This window comes from Arthrobacter ramosus (assembly GCF_039535095.1).
GTDB lineage: Bacteria > Actinomycetota > Actinomycetes > Actinomycetales > Micrococcaceae > Arthrobacter > Arthrobacter ramosus.
Genome location: NZ_BAAAWN010000001.1, coordinates 1944956 through 1969500, shown reverse-complemented (window position 1 = coordinate 1969500; position 24545 = coordinate 1944956). Strand labels below are relative to the sequence as shown.

Below are 24545 nucleotides of genomic sequence, written 5' to 3'. Positions count from 1 at the left end.
ATTAAAGAAATGACTACGACTCCCACCCAGCAGCTTTCCGACGCCGGTGTGTCCATCTGGCTTGACGACCTTTCCCGGGAACGCCTTTCCAGCGGCAGCCTGCGGAAGCTCATCGAAGAGAAGAACGTGGTTGGTGTCACCACCAACCCGTCCATCTTCCACGCCGCCATCACCGCCGGCAGCGACTACGACGCAGTGATTGCCGAAGAGGCCGCCAAGGGGGCGTCCGTCGAGGAGACTGTCTTCGAGATCACCACCACCGACGTCGCCGACGCCTGCGACCTCTTCGCACCCGTCGCAGCAGCGAGCAAGGGCGTCGACGGCCGTGTCTCCATCGAGGTGGACCCCCGCCTGGCGTGGGACACCGAAGGCACCATCGCCGAGGCCAAGCACCTGTACAAGAAGGTCAACAAGGACAACGTCCACATCAAGATCCCGGCAACCCTTGAAGGCCTCGCCGCCATCACGGCAACCCTGGCCGAGGGCATCAGCGTCAACGTGACCTTGATCTTCTCCCTGGAGCGCTACCGCGCCGTCATCAACGCTTTCCAGTCCGGCCTGGAGCTGGCCAAGGAAAACGGCCACGACCTCTCCAAGATCCACTCGGTGGCGTCCTTCTTCGTCTCCCGCGTTGACTCCGAGATCGACAAGCGCCTCAATGCCCTCGGCACCGACGAAGCCAAGGCCCTCAAGGGCAAGGCCGGCGTTGCCAACGCCCGCCTCGCGTACCAGGTCTACGAAGAGCTGTTCTCCACCGAGCGTTGGGCAGTCCTGGCCGCGGCCGGCGCGCTCCCCCAGCGCCCGCTGTGGGCTTCGACCGGCGTGAAGGACCCGGCCTACCCGGACACCCTGTACGTGACCGAACTGGTCGCAGCCGGCGTCGTCAACACCATGCCGGAAAAGACCCTCGACGCCACGTTCGACCACGGCGTGGTCACGGGTGACACCGTCTCCGGCACCTACGAGGAAGCAAACAGCGTCCTCAATGCGCTGGAGGGCCTGGGCATCTCCTACAACGACGTCGTCGCAATCCTCGAATCCGAGGGCCTGGACAAGTTCGTCGCCAGCTGGAAGGAACTTCTGGCCGACGTCGAAGGTGCCCTCGCCTCAGCACGGAAGGCTTCCTAACCCACATGAGCACTCTCAGCTACGACGCCAGCGGTGCTGCGCAGCAGGCCATCGAGCAGCACATCCCGGCACTTGTCGAAGACCGGATTGCCACGAGGATTTTCGCTAAGGACCACACTCTGTGGGGTCCGGATGCCGAGTCCGAATCGGCCATCCGTCTCGGATGGGTGGAAGCGGCAACCGTTTCCCAGCCCTTGGTCGAAGGAATCCTGGAACTCCGGGATGCCCTCCGGGCCGAAGGCGTCTCCCGCATTGTCCTGTGTGGCATGGGCGGCTCTTCACTTGCTCCCGAGGTCATTGCCGGCACCGCTGGCGTCGAGCTGACCGTGCTGGACAGCACAGACCCCGAACAGGTCGGTGCTGCCCTCGCGGACCGCCTGGCCGAGACGGCAATCGTGGTCTCTTCCAAGTCAGGCTCCACCGTGGAAACCGACTCGCAGCGACGGGTATTCGAGCAGGCCTTCACCGAGGCCGGCATCGATGCCAAGAGCCGCATCGTCATCGTGACTGATCCCGGTTCCCCGCTGGACAAGGCCTCACGTGAAGCCGGCTACCGTGCCGTCTTCAACGCCGACCCGAATGTCGGCGGCCGCTTTTCGGCGCTGACGGCTTTCGGATTGGTCCCGAGTGGCCTCGCCGGAGTCGACATCCAGGCATTCCTGGATGAGGCCGAGGAAGCTGCGGAAATCCTCAACGAGGACTCCCTCGAAAACATCGGGCTCCGGCTCGGTGCTGTGCTCGGCGGAACCACCCCGCTGCGCAACAAGATCGTCATCGTCGAAGACGGCTCCGGAATCGTTGGATTTGCGGACTGGGCCGAACAGCTCATCGCCGAGTCCACCGGCAAGCTCGGCACGGGGGTTCTCCCGGTTGTTGCAGGTCCTTCCGCACCCGAGGTCAGCAGCGGTGCGGAAGACGTCCTGGTGATCCGCCTCGTCGGTGCGGAATCCGACGTCGAACTCGGTGCAAACGAAGCCGCCATCGCCGGTGGCCTGGCCACCCAGATGTTCGTCTGGGAATTCGCCACCTCGGTCGCAGGTCGCCTGCTCGGCATCAACCCCTTTGACCAGCCCGACGTCGAGGCAGCCAAGATTGCCGCACGCGGCCTCTTGGACGCCCGTCCCGAGCCGACGCCGGCGAACTTCGTGGACGGCGCAATCGAGGTCCGCGGGGGTGCGTGGCTCGGCGACGCGGCAACGGCCGCCGACGCCGTCAAGGCGCTCCTCGGCGAACTCGGCACGGACGGCTACCTCAGCGTCCAGGCGTATTTCGACCGGATCGCATTTGCGCAGCTGGAAGGCATCCGCGACGAGCTCGCCGGCCTCAGTGGCCGGCCGGTCACTTTCGGCTGGGGTCCGCGCTTCCTGCACTCCACCGGACAATTCCACAAGGGCGGACCGGCCATCGGTTCGTTCCTGCAGGTTACGGCTTCCGCGACCGGCGACATCGCCATCCCGGAACGCCCGTTCACTTTCGGTCAACTGATTGCAGCCCAGGCGGCCGGCGATGCCCAGGTTCTCGAGAACCACGGCCGTCCGGTCCTGCGGCTGCACCTCACGGATCGTGGAGCCGGCGTTGCCCAGCTCCAGGAAATCGTCGCCGCATTGGCCGGCCAGGCCAGCGCGCTCGAAAGCTAAGGCACAAACCCAAACATGCCAGAAACTGAAATCGGTTACAGGTCCACCGGAAAGGCAAGTCGCCGCAATCCCCTCCGGGATCCTCGGGACCGGCGCCTGAACCGCATCGCAGGGCCTTCGTCATTGGTGTTCTTCGGAGTCACCGGTGACCTTGCCCGTAAGAAACTCATGCCGGCGGTCTACGACCTCGCCAACCGTGGGCTGTTGCCGCCGAGCTTCGCGCTCGTCGGCTTCGGCCGGCGGGACTGGAGCAACGAGGACTTCGCGGACGAGGTCAAGGAGAACGTCAAGGCGCACTCCCGCACCCCGTTCGACGACGCCGTCTGGAACCAGCTCTCCGAGGGCATCCGCTTTGTCCAGGGAGAGTTCGACGACGACCAGGCGTTCAAGCGCCTCAGCGCCACCCTTGACGAACTGGACGAGACCCGCGGCACGCGCGGGAATCACGGTTTCTACTTGTCCATTCCGCCCAAGGCCTTCGAGCAGGTCTGCCAACAGCTCTCCAAGCACGGGCTCGCGCAGGCCGGCGACGGCCAATGGCGCCGGGTGGTCATCGAGAAGCCCTTCGGCCACGACCTGGCGTCCGCGCGCAAGCTCAACGACATCGTCGAGTCCGTCTTCCCGCCGGACGCGGTCTTCCGCATCGACCACTACCTCGGCAAGGAGACGGTGCAGAACATCCTGGCGCTGCGCTTCGCCAACCAGCTGTTCGAGCCCTTGTGGAACGCCAACTACGTCGACCACGTCCAGATCACCATGGCCGAGGACATCGGCACCGGCGGCCGTGCGGGATACTACGACGGCGTCGGTGCGGCCCGCGACGTCATCCAGAACCACCTGCTGCAGCTGCTGGCCCTGACGGCCATGGAGGAGCCCATCTCCTTCAACGCCGATGACCTGCGTGCCGAAAAGGAAAAGGTCCTGGCAGCGGTCAGGCTCCCCGAAGACCTCTCCACCCACTCGGCACGCGGGCAGTTCACCGGCGGCTGGCAGGGCGGGGAACTGGTGCAGGGCTACCTTGAGGAAGAAGGCATTCCGGCCGATTCGAAGACGGAAACCTTTGCGGCCATCCGCCTGGACATCAACACCCGGCGCTGGGCCGGGGCGCCGTTCTACCTGAGGGCCGGCAAACGGCTTGGCCGGCGCGTCACGGAAATCGCGGTGGTGTTCAAGCGGGCACCCAACCTGCTCTTCCGCGGCCACGGCGAGGATGACTTCGGCCAGAACGCCGTGGTCATCCGGGTCCAGCCCGACGAGGGAGCCACCATCCGCTTCGGTTCCAAGGTCCCGGGCACGCAGATGGAAGTCCGGGACGTCACCATGGACTTCGGCTACGGACACTCGTTTACCGAGTCCAGCCCCGAGGCCTACGAACGCCTCATCCTGGACGTGCTGCTGGGCGAGCCCCCGCTCTTCCCGCGGCACCAGGAAGTCGAGGAGTCCTGGAAGATCCTGGACCCCTTCGAGGAATACTGGGCCGGACTCGACGAACAGCCCGAACCTTACGCTCCCGGCAGCTGGGGCCCGGCCTCTGCCGACGAGCTGCTTGCCCGCGACGGACGAACCTGGAGAAGGCCATGATCGTAGATCTTCCCGACACCACCACCTCCAAGATCTCCAAGAAGATCACCTCCCTGCGCGAGCAGGGAGGCGTGATCGCCCTCGGACGCGTCCTGACCCTTGTCGTCGTCACCAAGTCCGGTCTCGAGGAAGAAGCCATCGAGGCAGCCAACGAGGCCAGCCGCGAACACCCCTGCCGCATTATCGTCCTCGCGGACGCCGGCAGCGAAGCGCCCAACCGCCTCGACGCCCAGATCCGGGTGGGCGGCGACGCTGGCGCATCAGAGGTGATCGTGCTGCGCGGCTACGGTGAGCTCGCCAAGGAGAGCGAATCCCTCGTCGCGGCACTGCTGCTGCCGGACGCGCCGATCGTGGCCTGGTGGCCGCATGGAGCACCCGAGAACGCCTGCGAGACCTCCATCGGACGCATCGCACACCGCCGCATCACGGACTCCGCCAACGAGGCCGACCCCGCAGCAGCGCTGGCCCGGATCCGGAAAACGTACCGGGCAGGCGACACCGACCTCGCCTGGACACGCCTGACCAACTGGCGCCTGCAGCTCGCGGCAGCACTGGACCAGGTCGACGAGTCGCCCGTCACGGCCATCGCCGTCGAGGGCGCTTCGGACTCGCCCAGCACCCTGCTGCTGGCCGCCTGGCTCACCCTGTTCCTCGACGCACCGGTCCAGATCGTCGCCGACCCGGCAGGAACAGGCATCCGCAGGGTGCGGCTGAGCCGCGCCACCGGCGACGTCCAGCTGGTCCGTCCCGGTCTGACCATCGCGGAACTGACCCAGCCGGGCCAGCCCGCCCAGCGGATTTCACTGCCGCGCCGCAGCCTGCGGGACTGCCTCGCCGAAGAACTGCGCCGACTTGATCCGGACGATGTCTTCGGAGAAGTGATTACTATGGGACTGCCCCGAACCAATAGCAAGGAGTGACCGTCCCAGTGAGCGCTGACCCAAGAGTAAGCATCCATCCCGATTCCGCCGTCCTTATGGCCGCGATCGCAGCACGGCTCATTACCAAGCTGGTGGACGTCCAGGACAAGCACGGCGAAGCCACGGTGGTCCTCACCGGAGGAACCGTGGGCATCGGCACCCTGAGAGCGGTTGCCGACTCGCCTGCGGCGCCCGCCGTTGACTGGTCCCGGGTGAACTTCTGGTGGGGTGACGAGCGCTTCGTTGGCAAGCACAGCACGGACCGCAACACCGTACAGGCGCGTGAGGCACTGCTCTCCAGCCTGCCGGTGGACCCGGACCGCGTGCACGAACCGGGTTCATCGGATGAGTTCGCCACCGCGGACGAGGCCGCAGCGGACTACGCGGCCCGCCTCAAGGCTGCTGCGGAAGCCGAGCACGCCGCGGACACTTCGGACAATCGTCCCGAGGAGGCCGGCGAGTTGCCTCGTTTCGACATCCTGCTGCTCGGTGTCGGCCCGGATGCGCACATTGCCTCGCTCTTCCCGGAGCAGGCGGGTATCCGCGTGAAGGACCGCACGGTCGTGGGGGTCGAGAACTCCCCCAAACCACCGCCGTCGAGGATTTCGCTGACCTTGCCCGCCATCAACTCCGCCCAGGAAATCTGGATGGTTGTGGCAGGCGAGGACAAGGCCGGTGCCGTGGGACTCGCCCTCGCCGGGGCCAACCCGGTCCAGGTTCCCGCCTCCGGACCTAGTGGCCGCTCGAGGACCCTATGGCTTATCGATGAGAATGCAGCCTCACGTGTCCCCCAGCAGCTCATCCGTAAGGACCCCGCGGGCGCGTAGCCGCTTGAGCGCTCCGGCCAGGACAATTTCCGCGTCCTGGCTGGAGCGTCTTTCTTTAACGTAGTCCAGGTGGCTCTTGAAGACTTCTTCGTCCGCACGTTCCATGGTGGCCTCGCCCTGATCGCGGACGGCGACCAGGCCACATTTCGGGCAGTCCCATCGGATCGGGATTTGATCTTCGGGGAGCTTAACGAAAACAAGCCGCGTTTCATGTCCCTTGGCGCACCAATAGGGAACACGAATACGCGGCAAGCTTTCGCCAACTACAGAGTCGGGTTGGTTTCTCGGGGCCGATCCAGCTGTTACGCCGGCCCGTGTGCCCCGGAATCCAGAAGTACCATGAACCATCGTCGATCCCCTTGAGAGTTCGGCTGCATGGCGGTGAAGGCCATGCAGCCTAGTCTAATGAGAGGACACCTCGAGTGCGAGGCTCCGACGGCGGCAGTGCTAGGAGTCTCCGCCTGTGGTGAAACGCATGATGAGGCCAAGTCCAATGATCACGACGCCCCAAGTGCAGCCCAAGACGATGGTGAAGCGGTTGAGGTTTCGCTCTGCGACACCTGATGAACTCAATCCTGAGCTCATGCCACCGCCAAACATATCGGACAACCCGCCGCCACGCCCCTTGTGGAGGAGGATGAGCAGCGTCAGCAGAAGGCTGGTAATGCCCAGCAGAATCTGCAGAATGACTTGAAGAACGTCCACGACGGCCTTTCAGAAGAACGGAAAACGGGAGCGGAACCTAAAACGGACTAAGCCGCGCTGAGGTGGCTCTCGAACCTGACAATGTTAGCAAACTCGGCGGGGTCCAGGCTCGCGCCACCCACCAGCAGACCGTCGACGTCGCTTTCGGCCATGATCGCTGCCGCATTGTTGGCCTTGACCGAACCGCCGTAGAGGAGGCGGGTCTTTGCAGCCACTGCATCGTCGAACAAGGATGCGAGCTCCGAACGGATCGCGGCGCACATCTCCTGCGCGTCTTCGGGACCCGCGACTTCGCCCGTCCCGATGGCCCAGACAGGCTCGTAGGCGACAACCAGTTCGCTTGCTTGATCTGCGGTCAGGCCTTCGACGCCGGCGCGCAACTGGGCCAGCGTGTGCTCCACGTGGGTGCCGGCCTGGCGGACCTCAAGGCCCTCGCCGACACACAGGACCGGCGTGACGTCGTGGCGGAAAGCGGCTTTGACCTTCGCGTTGAGGACCTGGTCGTCCTCGTTGTGGATGGTGCGGCGTTCGCTGTGGCCCACCAGGACATAGGCGCAACCGAGCTTGTTGAGGAACTGGCCGGAGATATCGCCGGTGTAAGCTCCGGAGTCGAACTGCGAAAGGTCCTGTCCGCCGTAGACGACGTGCAGCTCGTCGCCCTGAACGAGGGTCTGCACACCGCGGAGGTCGGTAAACGGCGGGAAGACCGAAACCTCCACCCGGCTGTAATCATGCTTGGCGTCGGAGAGGGTCCATGCCAGCTTCTGCAGCAAGGTGATGCCCTGGACGTGGTCCATGTTCATCTTCCAGTTGCCGGCAATGAAGGGCGTGCGGATGAAGTTTCCGTTGGCAGAAGTTGTCACGTGTGCTCCAAAGATGCGTTGAGATAGGGAAGCCGGCGGGGCGTTTTCCTTCCAGGAAGGGCGCCCCGCCGGCCGTGTAGCCTTAGCGGTCCAGAACGCTCAGGCCGGGAAGATCCTTGCCTTCAAGGTATTCCAGGCTGGCGCCGCCGCCGGTGGAAATGTGTCCGAACTGGGAGTCCTCAAAGCCGAGGGTCCGGACGGCCGCGGCGGAGTCGCCGCCGCCCACCACAGTGAATGCCGTCGTCTCGGTCAAAGCCTGGGCAATGGCACGGGTGCCGTCCGAGAAGGCCTCGAATTCAAAGACGCCCATGGGGCCGTTCCAGAACACGGTCTTGGCGGCCTTGATCTGCTCAGCGAAAGCCGCTGCGGATACCGGCCCGATGTCCAGGCCAATGCCGGAAGCACCGAATGCGCTGTCCTCGATCGCGTCCGCGGCGACCACTTCGTGTTCAGCGTCAGCGGCGAAGCGGCTGGCTACCACGACGTCGGTCGGGATGACGAAGGCGGTACCGGCGTCGGAAGCGCGCTTGAGGTAGTCCTGGACCACGGGGATCTGGTCAGCTTCAAGCAAGCTGCCTGCGACCTTGTGACCAACCGCTGCGAGGAAGGTGAAGAGCATTCCGCCCCCGACGAGGATGGTGTCAGCCTTGCCCAGGAGGTTGTCGATCACGGCGAGCTTGTCCGAGACCTTGGAGCCGCCGAGAACCACGACGTAGGGGCGCTGGGTATCCGTGGTGAGTTTGCGCAGAACCTCCACCTCGGTGTGGACGAGGTCCCCCTGGTAGGAAGGAAGCCGGGTGGCGACGTCGTACACGCTGGCGTGCTTGCGGTGGACGGCACCGAAGGCGTCATCCACGAAGGCACCGTTGTCACCGGTCAGCGCCACGAGATCATCGGCGAAGGCGCCGCGCTCGGCGTCGTCCTTGCTGGTTTCGCGGGCGTCGAAGCGGACGTTCTCCAGGACGAGGACGTCTCCGTCGCCCAGCGACCCGGCAAGCTCCTTGGCGGACTCACCAACGGTGTCTTCCGCGAGCTGGACCTTGAATGGGGCGAGCTCCGCCAGCCGCACTACTGCGGGCTTAAGCGAATACTTGGCCTCGGGAGAGCCCTTGGGGCGTCCCAGGTGGGCTGTGACGAGCACGCGGGCACCGGCGTCCGAGAGCTTTTCGATGACCGGGAGAGAGGCCTTGATGCGGCCGTCGTCGGTCACTGTAGAGCCGTCGAGCGGCACATTCAGGTCACTTCTGACAAGAATGTACCGCCCGCGGACACCTTCAGCGATCAGTTCGTTGAGGGTGTGAGAAGTCATGTGTCTACCCTAGCCCAGCTTGGATGCGACGAGCTCCGTGAGGTCAACGAGGCGGTTGGAGTAGCCCCATTCGTTGTCATACCAGGAAACAACCTTGACCTGGTTGCCGATGACCTTGGTGAGGCCGGAGTCGAAGATCGAAGAAGAGGGATCGCCGACGATGTCCGAAGAGACGATCGGATCTGCCGTGTAGCTGAGGATGCCCTTGAACTGCTCGGTCTCGGAAGCTGCCTTGAGTGCTGCGTTGACTTCCTCAACGGTCACTTCGCGGGAAACCGTGACGGTCAGGTCCGTGGCGGAACCGGTCGGGACCGGGACGCGGATGGCGTAGCCGTCGAGCTTGCCCTTCAGCTCCGGAAGGACGAGGCCGATCGCCTTGGCAGCACCTGTGGAGGTGGGAACCATGTTGATGGCTGCGGCGCGGGCACGGCGAAGGTCGCTGTGGGGGCCGTCCTGCAGGTTCTGGTCTGCCGTGTAGGCGTGGATCGTGGTCATGAGGCCGCGCTCTATGCCGAAGGCGTCGTTGACGACCTTGGCCAGCGGGCCGAGGCAGTTGGTGGTGCAGGAAGCGTTGGAAATGATGTGGTGTGCTGCGGGGTCGTAGAGCTCGTGGTTGACGCCCATGACGATGGTGATGTCTTCGTCCGAAGCAGGAGCGGAAATCAGGACCTTCTTGGCACCTGCATCGATGTGCTTCTGTGCAGCGGCAGCCTTTGTGAAGAAGCCGGTGGACTCGATGACGATGTCGACGCCCAGTTCGCCCCAGGGGAGGTTCGCAGGATCGCGCTCTGCAAGGACCTTGATGATGTTGCCGTCAACAATGAGGTTGCCCTCTTTGACTTCAACGGACTCGGTCAGGCGACCGCCGACGGAGTCGTACTTCAAAAGGTGGGCAAGTGCCTCGGGACTCGTGAGGTCGTTGACCGCAACAATTTCGAGGTCGGCACCCTGGGCGAGTGCTGCGCGGAAGTAGTTGCGGCCGATGCGGCCAAAGCCGTTGATACCAATACGGGTGGTCACTATTTCAGTCTCCTTGGTGCTCTTGCAAGCACACCTAGTGAGTCGGATCTTGATTCCAACTAACAATTCCCGCACATCATTGGGCAGAAGTGATTATCAGATCGGAGGGCGACCAGCCACATTGCTGAAGGCTAACCGCCTTCCGTGACCCATCTTACGTTTAACTACGTCTGCCCCCGCAACTGCGGGGGCAGACAATCCGGTATTTGGGCGAAATTCACCTGAATGTGAAGTTTGTTACATCCTTGTGTATTCCGCGTCACTCACCGGTTCGGGACGGAGTTCCCTAGAGAACGATCAGCCCGGTGGCGTTCGCGCGGGCCGCTTCGAAGCGCTTCGCGACGTCGGCCCAGTTGACGATGTTCCAGAAGGCCTTGACGTAGTCAGCCTTGACGTTCACGTAGTCCAGGTAGAAAGCGTGCTCCCACATGTCCAGCATGAGCAGCGGCGTGGTGCCGACTGCGACGTTGCCCTGCTGGTCGTAGAGCTGCTCGATGAGGAGGTTGCCGCCGATGGGCTCGTAGGCGAGGAAGCCCCAGCCGGATCCCTGCAGGCCGAGCGCGGCTGCCGAGAACTGGGCACGGAATGCATCGAAGGAGCCGAAGGCGTCGTCGATGGCTGCAGCCAGCTCGCCCTCGGGCTTGTCGCCGCCATCCGGGGAGATGTTGTTCCAGAACACGGAGTGGTTGATGTGGCCGCCGGTGTGGAACGCGAGGTCCTTGGAGAGGCGGTTGATGTTGGCGAAGTCGCCCTTGTCGCGGGCCTCGGCCAACTGGGCCAAAGCGTTGTTGGCGCCTGCTACATAGGCAGCGTGGTGCTTGCTGTGGTGCAGCTCCATGATCTTCGCCGAAATGTGCGGCTCAAGTGCTGCGTAGTCGTAGCCGAGCTCGGGCAGTACGTACTCTGTCACGAAATCCTCCAATGTAGTGGACCGGGGTCCGGTTGGTAACTCTCGTTTTGTTCATCCGGCCGTCGAACCGGCCGGAAATCCACACCCTGACGATTCTAGGGCGGGAGCTTTATTCGTCCATCATTTCGGGGGTCACATTTGCCTCGGTACCCGGGATCCCCAGGTCGCCGGCCCGCTTGTCCGCCATGGCCAGAAGCCGGCGGATCCTCCCCGCGATCGCGTCCTTGGTCATGGGAGGATCGGCAAGCCGGCCCAATTCATCCAGGCTGGCCTGCTTGTGGGCCACCCGGAGTTCACCGGCGTATTTGAGGTGGTCCGGAACGTCGTCGCCAAGGATTTCCAAGGCCCTGTCCACGCGGGCGCCGGCCGCGACGGCGGCCTGGGCCGAGCGGCGCAGGTTGGCGTCGTCGAAGTTCGCGAGGCGGTTGGCCGTGGCCCGGACTTCCTTCCGCATGCGGCGCTCCTCCCACACCATGAGGGCGTCATGGGCGCCCATCCGGGTGAGCAGCGCGGCGATGGTGTCACCGTCACGGATAACCACGCGATCCACGCCGCGCACTTCCCGGGCCTTGGCCTGGATGCCGAGGCGACGCGCAGCCCCCACCAGGGCAAGCGCCGATTCCGGCCCGGGACACGTGACCTCAAGCGAAGAGGACCGGCCGGGTTCGGTGAGGGATCCGTGAACCAGGAACGCGCCGCGCCACACAGCTTCCGCGTCCGACGCCGAACCGTTGACGACGGCGGACGGCAAGCCACGCACAGGCCGTCCCCTGCCGTCCAGGAGGCCGGTCTGGCGGGCCAGGGCTTCGCCGTCGCGCACTACACGGACAACATAGCGGCTACCGCGGCGGAGTCCCCCGCCGGAGACGACGATGATCTCGCTCTGGTGCCCGTAGACTTCGGCGATCGCGGCACGCAGCCTCCGCGCCGTTGAGGCGAGGTCAACCTCTGCCTCAATCACGATTCGGCCCGAAATGATGTGCAATCCGCCGGCAAAACGCAGCATGGCCGAGACTTCGGCCTTGCGGACGGACGACTTCTTGATGTCCAGCCGGGAAAGTTCTTCCTTGACCGATGCGGTCAGTGCCATCGCATGTTCCTAACTATTCCCGAAGATATCGTGATACGCCGATGCCAGACGCAGCGGGTCGTGGACTGGACGGCGGCTCGACGCCCCCACTTTACCCAAGACAACCTCTGCACCGATCATCCCGGCAGCTCGTTCGAATTCCTCGAGGTCCGATATCGAGGAGGGATCGGCCAGGACAACGTCCACACTGAACTCCGGCGCGTAGTGGCGCAGGGCATCCAGATGGTCCGCGGCGGACATCCCCGAGGTTTCCTTGGTGTCCATGGCGAGGTTCATGGTGAGGCAGCGTTTCGCGGGAGTGTCGCACAGGGCCTGGCGCATTTCGGGCAGCAGCAAATGCGGCAGCACGGACGTGTACCAGGAACCGGGACCCAGAATGATCCAGTCGGCAAGCTCGATGGCAGTCAGCGCTTCGATGCAGGCGCGCGCGTCTTCCGGGAGGAGCCTGACGTTTTCAAGGGATCCGGCGACGGCGCACTTGGCCTGGCCTTTGACGACCTGGAACTCGTACCCGCCCCCGGGCAAGGGCACCCTGACGTCGCCCTCGATGTTCAGCGGCTGAGTGGACATCGGGAGGACCTGGCCACGGGCACCCAAAAGCGCGCCGGCCCATTTCAGTCCCGCAACGGCGTCGCCCAGAAGTTCCCAGAGGGTCACGATGAGCAGGTTTCCCATGGCGTGGTGGTCCAAGGAGCCTTGGCGACCGTTCGGGGTCTTGAAGCGATGCTGCATGACGTCCCGCCAAGTGCGCCCCCAATCGGTGTCGTCACAGAGGGCGCTCAGCGCCATTCGAAGATCGCCAGGCGGAAGGACCCCGTACTCTTCGCGCAGCCGCCCGGAGGATCCGCCGTCGTCGGCGACGGTGACAATCGCGGTGAGCTCGGACGTCAGGAGCCGCAACGCCGACAATGACGCGGAAAGCCCGTGTCCGCCGCCGAGCGCCACAACCGAGGGCCCCTTGGCGGGCTGGCTGCCCGGGGTGCCCTTCGGTGGAACCAGCGGCAGGGGTCCGGTCAGGACCCCCATTATTCGCGACCCAGATCGCGGTGGCTTGTGGTGACGGTGACCCGAGGATATTGCGCCAGCCGTTTGGAAAGTTCGACGGCGACCGCGACCGAACGATGCTTGCCGCCCGTGCAACCGACAGCAATGGTGGCGTAGTGCTTGTTTTCTGTCCGGTAGCCGTCGAGGACAGGCTCCAAGGCAAGGACGTAGCGGTCAACGAAGTCCTTCACGCCCGCGGCTCCGAGCACATAGTCGCTGACATCGGCGTCGAGTCCCGTGTGCGGACGCAATTTCGGAACCCAGTGCGGGTTGGGGATGAAGCGTGCATCCGCCACGAAGTTGGCGTCCACGGGCAGTCCGTATTTGAAGCCGAAGCTCATGACGTTCAAGCGCAACGCCACAGGGCCTGTGTCGGTGAAAAGTTCGGTGATGGCGGTCGCCAGGCCGTGGACGTTGTACGTACTCGTGTCCAGGACCACGTCGGCCGATTCCCGGAGTTCCTTCAGGACGTCGCGTTCCGCCGCGATGCCGTCCAGGATCCGGCCACCACCTTGGAGCGGATGCGGGCGGCGGCCCTGCTCAAAGCGCCGCACCAGGACGTTGTCGCTGGCATCGAGGAAGAGGACGCGGAAGGTGATTCCGCTGGCGCTGAGCGCGCCGAGCGCGGTCCTGATATCGGTGAAGAGGCCTTTGCTGCGCACGTCCACGACGACGGCGAGCTTGGGGATGGACTGGGGAGCGTGCGAGACGATTTCGGCAAGCGTCCCCAGCATCTGCGGCGGGAGGTTTTCGACGACGTACCAGCCGTGGTCTTCCAGGGCGTCCGAGGCGGTGCTGCGGCCTGCGCCGGACATGCCAGTCACCACCAGCAGTTCCGCTTCGACAGGCTTGACGGGGATGAGACCGTCCTGCTCCGCGCCGGATCCTGCTGTTGACTCTGACATCAAGTGTCCCCGTTTCTGAGATGGTCCAAAGTTTCTGGGATGCTCCATAAGCGGACCCCTTGAGGAGGGGTCCGCTTATAACCCTAGCTAAATTTCAAGGATTTCGCCGGTGGTCATGTTCACGGCAGGAGCGGCCTCTCCGGAGGCGCCGGCCGCCGCCAGATGGCTGACGACGGCTTCCGCCAATGCCGGGCCGATCCCCTTCGCGGCCGTGAGCTCAAGGGCCGTTGCGGCCTTGATCTTCTTGAGGGAGCCGAAATGCGCCACGAGCGCCTTCCGTTTGGCTTCGCCGAGGCCCGGAACGCCGTCGAGTGCGGACACCGTCATCGCCTTTCCACGCTTCTGCCGGTGGAAGGTGATGGCGAAACGGTGGGCTTCGTCGCGGATGCGCTGGAGCAAGTAGAGCCCCTGGGAGGTGCGGGGCAGAATCACCGGGAAGTCGCTGTCCGGCAACCAGACTTCTTCGAGGCGCTTGGCCAGGCCCACGACGTAGACGTCGTCGATCCCCAGTTCCGCGAGTGCCCTCGCGGCCGCATTCACCTGGGGCTGCCCGCCGTCGACGACGACGAGGTTGGGCGGATAGGCGAATCTCGCCTTGGCCCCCGTGAGGGCAGCATCATCCGACGACGACGCCTCCCCGGCGCCGGGGTTCGGAACTTCTCCGCTCTTGGGAAGCTGGGCGGATTTATCCTGCAGGTAGTGCCTGAAGCGCCTGGTCAGGACGTCGTGCATCGCAGCGGTGTCGTCGCTTGCCGCCGCACCCGTGATGGAGAACTTCCTGTAGTCGGCCTTCTTGGGGAGGCCATCCTCCACCACCACCATGGACGCAACGACGTTGGTGCCCTGCACATGGGAAATGTCGTAGCACTCGATCCGGAGCAGCGGAACGGGAAGATCGAGCGCTTCCTGAAGCTCCTGGAGCGCCAGGGAGCGCACGGTGATATCGCCCGCCCGCCGGACTTTGTGGAGCTTCAGCGCCTGTTCGGCGTTTTCGCGGACGGTGGACATGAGGGCAGCCTTGTCACCACGCTGCGGCACCCGGATATCCACCTTGGCGCCCCGGAGGCCGCCGAGCCATTCAAGCAGTTCGTGATGGTTGCTGGGAACCTCCGGCACGAGGACTTCGCGCGGAATACGGCCTTGGTTGTCACTGTCCTCTCCGTAGACCTGCTGCAGCAGGTGCTCGATGAGCTCCGGAGTGGTGGCGTCTTCGACTTTTTCCACGACCCAGCCCCGCTGGCCGCGCACCCGGCCACCCCTGACGTGGAATACCTGCACGGAAGCCTCGAGGTCGTCGTCGTGCAGGGCGAAGACATCCGCGTCGGTGTCTTCGGAAAGCACGACCGCGTTGCGCTCGAACACTTTGCGGAGGGCGATGATGTCATCCCGGAGCCGCGCTGCCCGTTCGTAGTCCAGCTCGGCGACGGCGGCGCCCATGTCCTTTTCGAGGCGGGTGATGAAGCGTTTCGCTTCGCCACCCATGAACGAGCAGAAGTCTTCAGCAATGGCCCGGTGCTCCTCGGCGGTGACACGGCCGACACACGGGGCCGAGCATTTGTCGATGTAGCCGAGCAAGCAAGGCCGACCACTGGCCTGGGCGCGCTTCAGCACGCCGGGACTGCAGCTGCGGACCGGAAAGACCCGCAGCAGGGTGTCCATGGTTTCGCGGATGGCCCCGGCTGTGTACGGCCCGAAGTAGCGAGTGCCTTTGCGGCGCTCCCCGCGCATGACCTGGACCCGCGGGAGCTTCTCCCCCATGCTCACGGCAAGGTACGGATAGGTCTTGTCATCGCGGAAGACGACGTTGAAGCGGGGCTTGAATTCCTTGATCCAGGTGTATTCGAGCTGAAGCGACTCAAGCTCGCTGCCCACCATCGTCCATTCGACACTGCTGGCCGCGTGCACCATCGCATGCGTCTTCGGCAGCAAACCCGCAGGGTTGGCGAAGTATGAGTTCAGCCGGGAGCGGAGGTTCTTCGCCTTGCCCACGTAGATGACACGGCCGTGCGGATCCCGGAACCGATAGACGCCGGGGGTGGTGGGGATTTCTCCCGTCTGGGGTCGATAACTCGCTGGATCTGCCACAGATCCAGTCTAGTAAGGGAATCGCACTCCCCCGTACGGGCCGGCCAGCCCACCGAAGCTACTCCGCGGACTTGCTCTGGTTGTAGCTGGTGGAGCGTTCCTGGCCGCTCAATACCGCAATGGCATCCATGATCTTGTCAGTGACTTCGCGCCTGGCAGGCAGGGAATGGTCCGGACCGGTCTTCTCGAAGTACAGCGGCTCGCCGACCTTCATGGTGAAATGCTGTGGACGAACGGTGTTGCGGTCCACAGGCTGCAGCTTGTCCGTGCCGATGAGGCCAACCGGCACCACGGGCGCCCCCGTGGTCAGGGCAAGCCAGCCGACCCCGGTACGCCCGCGGTAGAGCAAGCCGTCGCGGGAGCGGGTCCCCTCCGGATAGATACCGATGCCGCGTCCGTTCTCCAGGATGTCCAGGAGGGTCTTGAGGGCCTGCACGCTGGCTGCCTGCTCTCCGCGTTCCACCGGAATGGATCCAACTGCCTGGAAGAACGCCTTCATCGCGAGGCCTTTGAAGCCTTTGGTCGTGAAGTACTCGGCCTTGGCAAAGAAGCCCACCGGGCGCGGCATCAAGGCCTGGACAATCACGCTGTCCAGGAAAGACAAATGGTTCGGGGCCACAATGAAGGGCCCTTCCTTGGGCACGTTTTCCAGCCCGATGACCGTGGGCCGGCAGGTGCTGGAAATCAGTCCGCGCGTGGTCCAGCGGATGACATCAAAGGCTTCCATCGTTCTGCACCTCGCTCAGGGCCGCCGCGCGGACAGCGTCAAGTTCTTCGATCTTCTTCAACAGCTGCGCCGCGTTGTCCACGACAGCGACGGCGCCTGCCTCCTGAAGTTCGCCGTCGGGCGCAAATCCCCAACTGACCCCGATGCAGTCGAGTCCGTTGGCCATGGCACCGGCAACATCCTGGTGGCGGTCCCCGACCATCACCGCGGGCTGGGAACGCAACGTGGCCAGCGCAGCACCAACGATCGCCACCTTGCCCGGAGCTGTATTGGCGGCCATTGACTCGTCGTCCGGGGCACCGCAGATGGATGCAAAGAAACCGGCAATGCCGTGGTGCTCCAACACGATGTGCGCCAAGCCTTGAGGTTTCTGGGTGGCCACGGCAACCGGCCGCCGCGACTCCGCGAAGAACTGCAGGAGCTCACGGATACCAGGATAGAGGCGGCTTTGACCGATTCCCACGGAACGGTAGTAGCTGCGGTAAAGCCCAATGACTTCGTCGACTTTTCCCGCGGGAACCCCGGCAATGTGTTCCAGGGAATCGCTGAGCTTGGGTCCAACCATGGAGTCCAGCACGGCTTGTTCCGGGACACGGAGGCCCATTTCGCCCAGGGCCGCGGCGATGCCGCCTGTTATGCCACCTGCAGGATCGACAAGGGTGCCGTCCAGATCAAAGATTACGGGCACCATTGTTTGAGTCACCGGGTTAGTTTCTCACGAGTTGAGGCATGCCTGAAACTCACATGCCGGCCAGGGAATACTTGGACCGCCACCGAAATATTCCCCGGCCGTTCACACAGGACTAGCCGAGAATCTCCGCCAGGAAGGTAGCGGTATGGCTTTCCGTGGACTTGGCAACCTGTTCGGGCGTACCCGTTGCAACGATGCGCCCGCCGCCTGAACCGCCATTGGGGCCAAGATCCACAATCCAGTCGGCGGACTTGATGACGTCAAGGTTGTGTTCAATGGTGATGACCGTGTTGCCCTTGTCCACCAAACCCTGCAGCACCATGAGCAACTTACGGATGTCCTCGAAATGGAGCCCCGTGGTGGGCTCGTCCAAGACATAGACGCTCCGGCCATTCGAACGCTTCTGCAGTTCCGAGGCCAGCTTCACGCGCTGCGCCTCGCCACCGGAAAGCGTGGTGGCGGGCTGCCCGAGCCGGACATAGCCGAGACCGACGTCGACGAGGGTGTTCAAATGCCGGGCGATGGGGGTGAAAGCGGCAAAGAACTCGGCACCTTCCTCGATGGGCATGTTGAGGACGTCTGCGATGGTCTTGCCCTTGTAATGGACCTCCAGGGTCTCCCGGTTGTACCGGGCGCCATGGCACACCTCGCACGGAACATAGACGTCCGGCAGGAAGTTCATCTCGATCTTCAGGGTTCCGTCGCCGGAGCACGCCTCACAGCGGCCGCCCTTGACGTTGAAGGAAAAGCGGCCAGGCTGGTATCCGCGGACCTTGGCTTCAGTGGTTTCCGCGAAAAGCTTCCGGATGTTGTCGAAGACGCCGGTGTAGGTGGCGGGGTTGGAACGCGGGGTCCGCCCGATAGGGCTCTGGTCCACGTGGACCACCTTGTCGAGGTGCTCAAGGCCTGCCACGGAACGATGCCGCCCGGCGACCTGCTTTGCACCGTTGAGCTTGTTGGCGAGAACCTTGTAAAGGATCTCGTTCACCAGGGTGGACTTTCCTGAACCACTGACGCCCGTGACAGCTGTGAAGAGGCCCAGCGGGAAGGTGGCGTCAACGTTATTCAGGTTGTTTTCGCGTGCGCCAATGACCTTGAGCTCGCGCTTCTTGTCATACTTGCGCCGCTTGGCCGGGATGTCGATCTTGCGTCGCCCGGACAAGTAGTCGCCGGTCAGCGAGTTCGTGTTTTCCAGGAGTTCCTTATAGGAACCGGAATGAACCACCTGGCCACCGTGCTCGCCGGCGCCAGGTCCGATGTCCACTACCCAGTCGGCCTCCTGAATGGTGTCTTCGTCGTGTTCGACGACAATCAGCGTGTTGCCGAGGTCGCGCAACCGGGTGAGCGTTTCGATGAGGCGGCGGTTGTCCTTTTGGTGCAGCCCGATGGACGGTTCGTCCAGGACATACAGGACACCGACCAAGCCGGAGCCGATCTGCGTGGCAAGCCGGATGCGCTGGGCTTCACCGCCGGACAAGGTCCCGGACGGCCGCTCGAGATTCAGGTATTCGAGCCCCACATCGAGCAGGAACGTCAGGCGCGCCTGGATCTCCTTGAGAACCTGGTGGGCGATCTGGGCCTCGCGGTCGGTGAGCGTAAGGCTGCCGAGGAAATCGGCGCAGTCACGCATCGGAAGGGCCGCCACCTCAGCGATGGACTTGCCGTTGATCAACACGGAAAGCGACGCCGGGTTAAGCCGGGCACCGTTGCATGCGGGGCAAGGAACCTGGCGCATGTACTCTTCGTAGCGGTCGCGTGCCCAGTCGGAGTCCGTTTCGCCGTGCTTGCGGTGGACGTACTGGATGGCGCCTTCGAAGCCGGTGCTGTACTTGCGCTCCCGGCCGAACCTGTTGCGGTACTGGACGACGACCTTGTGGTCCTTGCCGTACAGCACGGTCTGCCGCACTTCCTGCGGCAGCTTCTCCCAAGCGGTGTCCATGGAGAAGTCGAGCTCCAAGGCAAGGCCATCCAGGAGCCGGTTCCAGTACTCCGTGGTGGCAGTACCCAGCGACCAAGGCGCGATGGCCCCCTGGTTCAGGGAAAGTTCCGGGTTGGGGACGACCAATTCTTCATCGACTTCGAGCTTGGTGCCGATACCGCTGCAGGCCGCACATGCGCCGAAGGGGTTGTTGAACGAGAAGGAGCGAGGCTCGATTTCGTCGATGGCCAGCGGGTGCTCATTGGGGCACGCAAGGTTTTCGGAGAAGGCCCGGATCCGTGCGGGGTCTTCAGCGTCGAGATCCACGAACTCGACCAGTACGCGGCCTTCCGCAAGTCCGAGCGCGGTTTCGATCGAGTCGGTCAGCCGTTGGCTGATCCCTTCCTTGACCACCAGCCGGTCCACGACCACTTCAATGGAGTGCTTGAATTGCTTGCCGAGCTTGGGCGGATCGCTCAGCTGGACGAGATCTCCGTCCACCCGGGCGCGTGAGTATCCCTTGGCGGTGAGCTCTTTGAAGAGCTCGACGAATTCGCCCTTGCGTCCGCGGACCACCGGGGCAAGAATCTGGAAGCGCGTGCCGGATTCGAGTTCCAGCAACTGGTCAACGATCTGCTGCGGCGTCTGGCGCGTGATCGGTTCGTGGCACACCGGGCAATGCGGCCGGCCGACACGTGCCCAGAGAAGGCGCATGTAGTCGTAGATCTCGGTGATGGTGCCCACGGTGGAACGAGGGTTCTTGCTCGTCGACTTCTGGTCGATCGAGACCGCCGGGGAAAGGCCCTCGATGAAATCCACGTCCGGTTTGTCCACTTGGCCCAGGAACTGGCGGGCGTAGGCCGACAATGATTCCACGTACCGGCGCTGGCCCTCGGCGAAGATGGTGTCGAAGGCCAAGGACGACTTACCTGATCCTGACAAGCCCGTGAAAACGATCATGGCGTCACGGGGAAGGTCGAGATCGACGTTGCGCAGGTTGTGTTCACGCGCTCCCTTGACCACGAGCCGGGACAGGTCATGTCTTACGGGCGTGGCAGGTTGATTAGCGGAAACGCTTGCGAAGGATTCGACGGCGGGGACTTCAGCTACGGCTTTAGGCACCCACTAATGCTAATCGAAAACTTCTTCGAATTTCCATGTGGCTTCCCGCAGCCTACCGACGGGTATCAATCGGCGTCGTAGGCCGCTGCAAGAAGCTGCACAGCCTCCGCGAAACTGGCACCCTGCGCTTTGGCCGCCGCCGAGTAGCTCGCAGCCACAGCTGCCAATGCGCTCCAGCGGTCATCCCGGGCGCACACGACCGTTCCATTGCGGCCGCGGGTGGCCACTACCCCGGCAGCTTCGAGTTCCTTGTAGGCCCGGGCCACCGTGTGGGGGGCGACATCCAACTTTTCGGCCAAGGTGCGCACCGCGGGAAGTTTGCTACCGACAGCCAGCGTGCCGCCGTCGGCCAACTCGATGATGCGGAGCCGAAGCTGTTCGTACAGGGCGACGGTGCTGGACTGATTGGGACGCCACGAACCCGGAAACTCAAGCGGGCTCATTTGCTTCCCTCTCCCCTTGCTCGGCGCGGTGCTTCGCTGACTTCACCGGCATCGCAGCGAGTTCGCCACCTCCGGCGGCAAACTGTGCTTCGTGCAACCGCGCATAGTGCCCGCCAAGCTGCAACAGCGAATGATGGGTGCCGTGTTCAACGATCCGTCCGTGGTCCATGACGAGAATTAGATCAGCGTCGCGGATAGTGGACAAGCGGTGTGCAATGACGAATGACGTCTTGTTGCTCCGCAGCCTGTGCATTGCTTGGCGGATGAGGACTTCCGTGCGGGTGTCCACCGAACTTGTCGCCTCGTCCAGGATCAGAATGGGGCGGCCCGAGAGCCGTGCGCGTGCGATGCTCAGCAATTGCCTCTGGCCCTGGCTGAGGGGTTCGCCTCCGTTGCTGAGCATGGTTGAGTATCCGTTGGGCAGCGAGCGGACGAAGTGGTCAACATGGCTCGCCTCGGCTGCGGCCACGATGTCTGCCTCGCTGGCGCCCGGAAGTCCATACTCGATGTTCTCCCGGATGGTGCCCGTGAAAATCCACGGATCCTGGAGGACGACGCCGAAATTCCGGCGGAGTGCGTCACGTCCCATGCCGGCGATGTCCACGCCGTCGATCGTGATCCTTCCGGAGCCGAGTTCATGGAAACGCATGAGGAGGCTGATCAGGGTGGTCTTCCCCGCTCCGGTGTGCCCGACAATGGCCACTGTCTGTCCCGGTTCCACGTGGAAGGACAGGTCCTCGATCAGGGGGGCATCCGGCCGGTAGCTGAAGGAGATGCGTTCGAAGGCAACTCTCCCCGCAGGGGCATCAAAGCTTGAACCGTCGGCGCGCGCGCCAGAGCCCTGTTCCGACGGCTCTCCTGTTAATTCGGCGGCGTCCAACAGCTCGAAGACCCTGCTGGCGGAAACTGCGCAGGACTGCAAGACCTGGGCCATTCCGCCGATCTGGCCCAGCGGCTGGCTGAAGAGCCGGTTGAATTGGATGAACGCTTGGATGCCGCCGATACTCATCGCCCCGGCGAGGAACTGGAGTGCACCAACAATCGCAACCCCCACGTAGCTGGCGTTCGACACGAAAGCCATGAGGGGTACAAGCAACCCTGAAGCGAACTGTGCCTTGGAACTGGCGGCGTACAGGCCGTCGTTGTGGTCAGCGAAGCGGACCGCCATCGACGACTGGGCGTTGAAAAGCTTGATGGTCTCATGACCGGTAGCTGTCTCCTCCACGAGGGAGTTCACGTCCCCTGTGGCTTCCCACTGCCCGACGAAGTATTTCTGCGAGCGTCGGGTCACGACTATCGACGCCAAGGCCGATAGGGGAACAGCCAGTAGGGACACGACGGCGAGGAGCGGCGAAAGCAGCAGCATCATCGCGAGGGAGCCGATGACCATCAGCGTTGAGGTCAGGAGCTGGGACAGGAGCTGGTTGAGCGTCTGCGACACGTTGTCGAGATCGTTCGTGGCCCGGCTCAGGACGTCGCCCCGGGTGCGGCCGTCGTAGTAGGCCAGCGGAAGCCGGTGCAGTTTCGCTTCCACGGCTTCCCGGAGGTCGTATGCGAGCCGCTGCACGGCGAGGGCGTTGAGGCGGCCCTGCGCCCAGCTGAGCAGCGAGGTGACGCAATACATGCCTGCGGCCACGAGCAGCAGGAAGACAAAGCGCCCGGCGTCGAATTGCGCGCCAAATACGGCGGCCGCGATGACGTCGGTGGCGTCGCCAAGTATTTTGGGGGCGGCGACATTGAGCGTGACAAAGCCGCAGATGCACAGGATCGCCGCGGTCATGATGCCCCGGGCGGGCTTCATCAAGCCCACCAGGCGGAGGAGCGACCGCGATGGTTTCGCTGTGACGGCGAGGTGCCCGTCTTCGCTGCTCATGCGGCTTCTTCCGTTTCCAGCTGGGACGCCACGATTTCCCGGTAGGTCGCCGAGGACTCAAGAAGTTCGTCATGAGTTCCTTTTGCCACCAGGCGGCCGTCATCGATGAGCAGGATCTGGTCCGCCGACACCACGGAGTTGACGCGCTGGGCGACGATGATGACGGTTGCCCCGCGGAGTTCCGGTTCAAGCGCGGCGCGGAGCTTTGCTTCCGTCACTGTGTCCAGCGCCGAGAAGCTGTCGTCAAAGAGGTAGACAGATGCAGGGCGCAGGATTGCACGGGCTATGCATAAGCGCTGTCGCTGACCGCCCGAGAGACCGGCGCCCCCTTGGGACAACGTGGTTTCCAGTCCTTGCGGCAACTCGTTCACGAAATCCGCGGCCTGGGCCGTCTCAAGGGCATGCCACAATTGCGAATCTGTCGCGGACGGCAGTGAAATCCGCAGGTTCTCGGCGATGGTTCCGCGGAACAGCCAGGTCTCCTGGGGCACGACGCCGAGCTGGTTGCGCAAGGCGCCGAGGGGAACGGTGGCGATGTCCCGGCCATTGAGCGAGATGGTTCCGCCGCTCGCCTCAAGCAGTCTCGGCACAAGGCTCACGATGGTCGACTTGCCGCTTCCCGTGGAGCCGATGACCGCCGTCGTGGTTCCCGGAGCCGCGTGGAAGGTGATGCTTTCCACAACGGGGGTTTCGGCTCCCGGGTAAGCGAAAACGACATTGTCGAAGCGCAGGCCTTCCGCCGAAGGACGGGCCACCATTTCGCCGGCAGTGTTTCCAGGCAGGACCTTTTCAGAGTCCGTATTGAGCACTTCGGTGACGCGTTCAGCGCTGACAGCCGCCCGGGGCGCCGTGCTTAACACGTACATTGCCATCATGATCGCGAGGAGGATCTGCATGATGTAGGCGATGAATGCAGTAAGCGCACCCAGCTGCATGTCTCCGGCGATGATGCGGTGGCCGCCGAGCCAGACCACGCCCGCGGAAGAGAGGTTGACCACGGTCATGACGAGCGGAAGCATGGCCGCGACGATCCGGGCAGAACGGAGGTTGTTCTTTGTCAGTGCGTCGTTGGCGGCCTCGAACCGTTTCATCTCAAACGGCTGGCGGACAAAGGCCCGGATGATCGCGGTCCCCAGGATCTGCTCGCGGAGCACGCCGTTGATCCGGTCCACCAAGCCTTGGCCTTCGCGGTACAGCGGGACGAGCTTGCGGACAATCAGCAGCATGATGACCAGCAGCACGGGAACGATGGCGAAAACGATCCAGGACAAGGCCACGTCCTGTTCGACTGCCAGGATCACGCCGCCGATGCCCATGACGGGCGCTGCCACGAGCATGCTGAAAACGAGGACCGTGATGTTCTGCAGTTGCAGGACGTCATTGGTGGTCCTGACCACGAGGCTGGCCGGTCCGAAGGCTGCGACGTCCTGGTCCGGCAGGGAATGAATCTTGTCGAAGAGTTCCTGCCGCAGCCCTCGGCCGATCTTCATGGCGACAATCGCTCCTAGGTAGCCGGCCAGCACCGCGGCAAGCACCTGGATGACCGTGAGAACCAGCATCCAGGCGCCCAGACGCAGGATCACTTCGCTGTTCCCGGCGACAAGGCCGTCGTCGACGATCTTGGCGTTGAAGGTGGGCAGGAGGAGTGTGGCGCCGGTCTGGACAAGCTGCAGGAGAACGATGGCCAGCACGTGTGCCTTGAAGGGGGCGAGGCGCTGCAACAACAAGGATGCCAGCACACTGCCTC

At 63.8% G+C, this 24545-nt stretch carries 21 protein-coding genes; 5 read left to right on the top strand and 16 right to left on the bottom strand.

Going from position 1 to position 24545, the window contains the following annotated elements; all coding sequences use genetic code 11:
- Positions 1–9: 9 nt before the first annotated feature.
- Genes tal through pgl form a run of 5 tightly spaced genes read left to right on the top strand, consistent with a single transcriptional unit; the run spans position 10 to position 6093 of the window.
- Positions 10–1128, top strand: a complete 1119-nt coding sequence (gene tal / locus ABD742_RS09110; RefSeq protein ID WP_234749449.1) for a transaldolase — start codon at positions 10–12, stop codon at positions 1126–1128.
- A gap of 5 nt (positions 1129–1133) precedes the next feature.
- Positions 1134–2765: a glucose-6-phosphate isomerase gene (locus ABD742_RS09105; protein WP_234749451.1), complete on the top strand. Its 1632-nt coding sequence runs from the start codon at positions 1134–1136 to the stop codon at positions 2763–2765.
- A gap of 15 nt (positions 2766–2780) precedes the next feature.
- Positions 2781–4346 (top strand): glucose-6-phosphate dehydrogenase, encoded by a 1566-nt coding sequence (zwf, locus tag ABD742_RS09100; protein ID WP_234749454.1) that lies wholly within the window; start codon positions 2781–2783, stop codon positions 4344–4346.
- On the top strand, positions 4343–5266 hold the full coding sequence (locus ABD742_RS09095) for a glucose-6-phosphate dehydrogenase assembly protein OpcA (RefSeq protein ID WP_234749456.1): 924 nt from the start codon (positions 4343–4345) through the stop codon (positions 5264–5266). Before zwf ends, ABD742_RS09095 begins: the two co-directional genes overlap by 4 nt.
- An 8-nt stretch (positions 5267–5274) precedes the next feature.
- Positions 5275–6093: a 6-phosphogluconolactonase gene (gene pgl / locus ABD742_RS09090; RefSeq protein ID WP_234749458.1), complete on the top strand. Its 819-nt coding sequence runs from the start codon at positions 5275–5277 to the stop codon at positions 6091–6093.
- Here pgl and ABD742_RS09085 read toward each other — a convergent pair.
- From ABD742_RS09085 to ABD742_RS09010, 16 genes are all read right to left on the bottom strand, one after another.
- Entirely contained in the window at positions 6046–6441 is a 396-nt protein-coding gene (locus tag ABD742_RS09085) for an RNA polymerase-binding protein RbpA (protein ID WP_234749460.1), read from the bottom strand. The two genes, pgl and ABD742_RS09085, sit on opposite strands and share 48 nt — an antisense overlap.
- 99 nt (positions 6442–6540) lie before the next feature.
- A complete protein-coding gene (gene secG, locus ABD742_RS09080) occupies positions 6541–6798 on the bottom strand; it encodes a preprotein translocase subunit SecG (RefSeq protein ID WP_234749463.1) in 258 nt (85 codons plus the stop codon).
- 47 nt (positions 6799–6845) lie between these two features.
- Positions 6846–7661 (bottom strand): triose-phosphate isomerase, encoded by an 816-nt coding sequence (gene tpiA / locus ABD742_RS09075; protein WP_234749466.1) that lies wholly within the window; start codon positions 7659–7661, stop codon positions 6846–6848.
- Between the two features lie 82 nt (positions 7662–7743).
- Positions 7744–8970 (bottom strand): phosphoglycerate kinase, encoded by a 1227-nt coding sequence (locus ABD742_RS09070; RefSeq protein ID WP_234749469.1) that lies wholly within the window; start codon positions 8968–8970, stop codon positions 7744–7746.
- Between the two features lie 9 nt (positions 8971–8979).
- On the bottom strand, positions 8980–9990 hold the full coding sequence (gap, locus tag ABD742_RS09065; protein WP_234749471.1) for a type I glyceraldehyde-3-phosphate dehydrogenase: 1011 nt from the start codon (positions 9988–9990) through the stop codon (positions 8980–8982).
- Positions 9991–10276: 286 nt separating this feature from the next.
- Positions 10277–10900, bottom strand: a complete 624-nt coding sequence (locus ABD742_RS09060; RefSeq protein ID WP_059389282.1) for a superoxide dismutase — start codon at positions 10898–10900, stop codon at positions 10277–10279.
- A 109-nt stretch (positions 10901–11009) separates the two neighbouring features.
- Positions 11010–11990: a DNA-binding protein WhiA gene (whiA, locus tag ABD742_RS09055; protein WP_234749474.1), complete on the bottom strand. Its 981-nt coding sequence runs from the start codon at positions 11988–11990 to the stop codon at positions 11010–11012.
- 9 nt (positions 11991–11999) lie between these two features.
- Positions 12000–13016 carry a gluconeogenesis factor YvcK family protein gene (locus ABD742_RS09050; protein WP_234749476.1) on the bottom strand — a complete coding sequence of 339 codons (1017 nt, stop codon included), beginning with the start codon at positions 13014–13016 and terminating at the stop codon, positions 12000–12002.
- Positions 13016–13939 carry an RNase adapter RapZ gene (rapZ, locus tag ABD742_RS09045; protein WP_234749478.1) on the bottom strand — a complete coding sequence of 308 codons (924 nt, stop codon included), beginning with the start codon at positions 13937–13939 and terminating at the stop codon, positions 13016–13018. The genes ABD742_RS09050 and rapZ overlap by 1 nt, the downstream gene beginning before the upstream one ends.
- An 87-nt stretch (positions 13940–14026) precedes the next feature.
- Positions 14027–16024 (bottom strand): excinuclease ABC subunit UvrC, encoded by a 1998-nt coding sequence (gene uvrC, locus ABD742_RS09040; RefSeq protein ID WP_234749480.1) that lies wholly within the window; start codon positions 16022–16024, stop codon positions 14027–14029.
- A gap of 58 nt (positions 16025–16082) precedes the next feature.
- Positions 16083–16751 carry a lysophospholipid acyltransferase family protein gene (locus ABD742_RS09035; protein ID WP_234749483.1) on the bottom strand — a complete coding sequence of 223 codons (669 nt, stop codon included), beginning with the start codon at positions 16749–16751 and terminating at the stop codon, positions 16083–16085.
- Positions 16738–17442 (bottom strand): HAD hydrolase-like protein, encoded by a 705-nt coding sequence (locus ABD742_RS09030; protein WP_268818955.1) that lies wholly within the window; start codon positions 17440–17442, stop codon positions 16738–16740. The genes ABD742_RS09035 and ABD742_RS09030 overlap by 14 nt, the downstream gene beginning before the upstream one ends.
- Before the next feature lie 112 nt (positions 17443–17554).
- Positions 17555–20482, bottom strand: coding sequence for an excinuclease ABC subunit UvrA (gene uvrA / locus ABD742_RS09025; protein WP_234749488.1), 2928 nt, complete (start codon positions 20480–20482; stop codon positions 17555–17557).
- Positions 20483–20547: 65 nt separating this feature from the next.
- Complete coding sequence (locus ABD742_RS09020; protein WP_234749501.1) at positions 20548–20925, bottom strand: GntR family transcriptional regulator; 378 nt, start codon at positions 20923–20925, stop codon at positions 20548–20550.
- Entirely contained in the window at positions 20912–22798 is a 1887-nt protein-coding gene (locus ABD742_RS09015) for an ABC transporter ATP-binding protein (RefSeq protein WP_234749503.1), read from the bottom strand. The genes ABD742_RS09020 and ABD742_RS09015 overlap by 14 nt, the downstream gene beginning before the upstream one ends.
- Positions 22795–24537 carry an ABC transporter ATP-binding protein gene (locus ABD742_RS09010; RefSeq protein ID WP_234749506.1) on the bottom strand — a complete coding sequence of 581 codons (1743 nt, stop codon included), beginning with the start codon at positions 24535–24537 and terminating at the stop codon, positions 22795–22797. Before ABD742_RS09010 ends, ABD742_RS09015 begins: the two co-directional genes overlap by 4 nt.
- Between the last annotated feature and the right edge of the window lie 8 nt (positions 24538–24545).

Coding starts and splice junctions, on each gene's coding strand:
- tal (WP_234749449.1), top strand. CDS start 10: ATGACTACGACTCCCACCCAGCAGCTTTCCGACGCCGGTGTGTCCATC.
- ABD742_RS09105 (WP_234749451.1), top strand. CDS start 1,134: ATGAGCACTCTCAGCTACGACGCCAGCGGTGCTGCGCAGCAGGCCATC.
- zwf (WP_234749454.1), top strand. CDS start 2,781: ATGCCAGAAACTGAAATCGGTTACAGGTCCACCGGAAAGGCAAGTCGC.
- ABD742_RS09095 (WP_234749456.1), top strand. CDS start 4,343: ATGATCGTAGATCTTCCCGACACCACCACCTCCAAGATCTCCAAGAAG.
- ABD742_RS09085 (WP_234749460.1), bottom strand. CDS start 6,441: ATGGTTCATGGTACTTCTGGATTCCGGGGCACACGGGCCGGCGTAACA.
- ABD742_RS09070 (WP_234749469.1), bottom strand. CDS start 8,970: ATGACTTCTCACACCCTCAACGAACTGATCGCTGAAGGTGTCCGCGGG.
- whiA (WP_234749474.1), bottom strand. CDS start 11,990: ATGGCACTGACCGCATCGGTCAAGGAAGAACTTTCCCGGCTGGACATC.
- ABD742_RS09050 (WP_234749476.1), bottom strand. CDS start 13,016: ATGGGGGTCCTGACCGGACCCCTGCCGCTGGTTCCACCGAAGGGCACC.
- rapZ (WP_234749478.1), bottom strand. CDS start 13,939: ATGTCAGAGTCAACAGCAGGATCCGGCGCGGAGCAGGACGGTCTCATC.
- ABD742_RS09035 (WP_234749483.1), bottom strand. CDS start 16,751: ATGGAAGCCTTTGATGTCATCCGCTGGACCACGCGCGGACTGATTTCC.
- ABD742_RS09030 (WP_268818955.1), bottom strand. CDS start 17,442: ATGGTGCCCGTAATCTTTGATCTGGACGGCACCCTTGTCGATCCTGCA.
- ABD742_RS09020 (WP_234749501.1), bottom strand. CDS start 20,925: ATGAGCCCGCTTGAGTTTCCGGGTTCGTGGCGTCCCAATCAGTCCAGC.
- ABD742_RS09015 (WP_234749503.1), bottom strand. CDS start 22,798: ATGAGCAGCGAAGACGGGCACCTCGCCGTCACAGCGAAACCATCGCGG.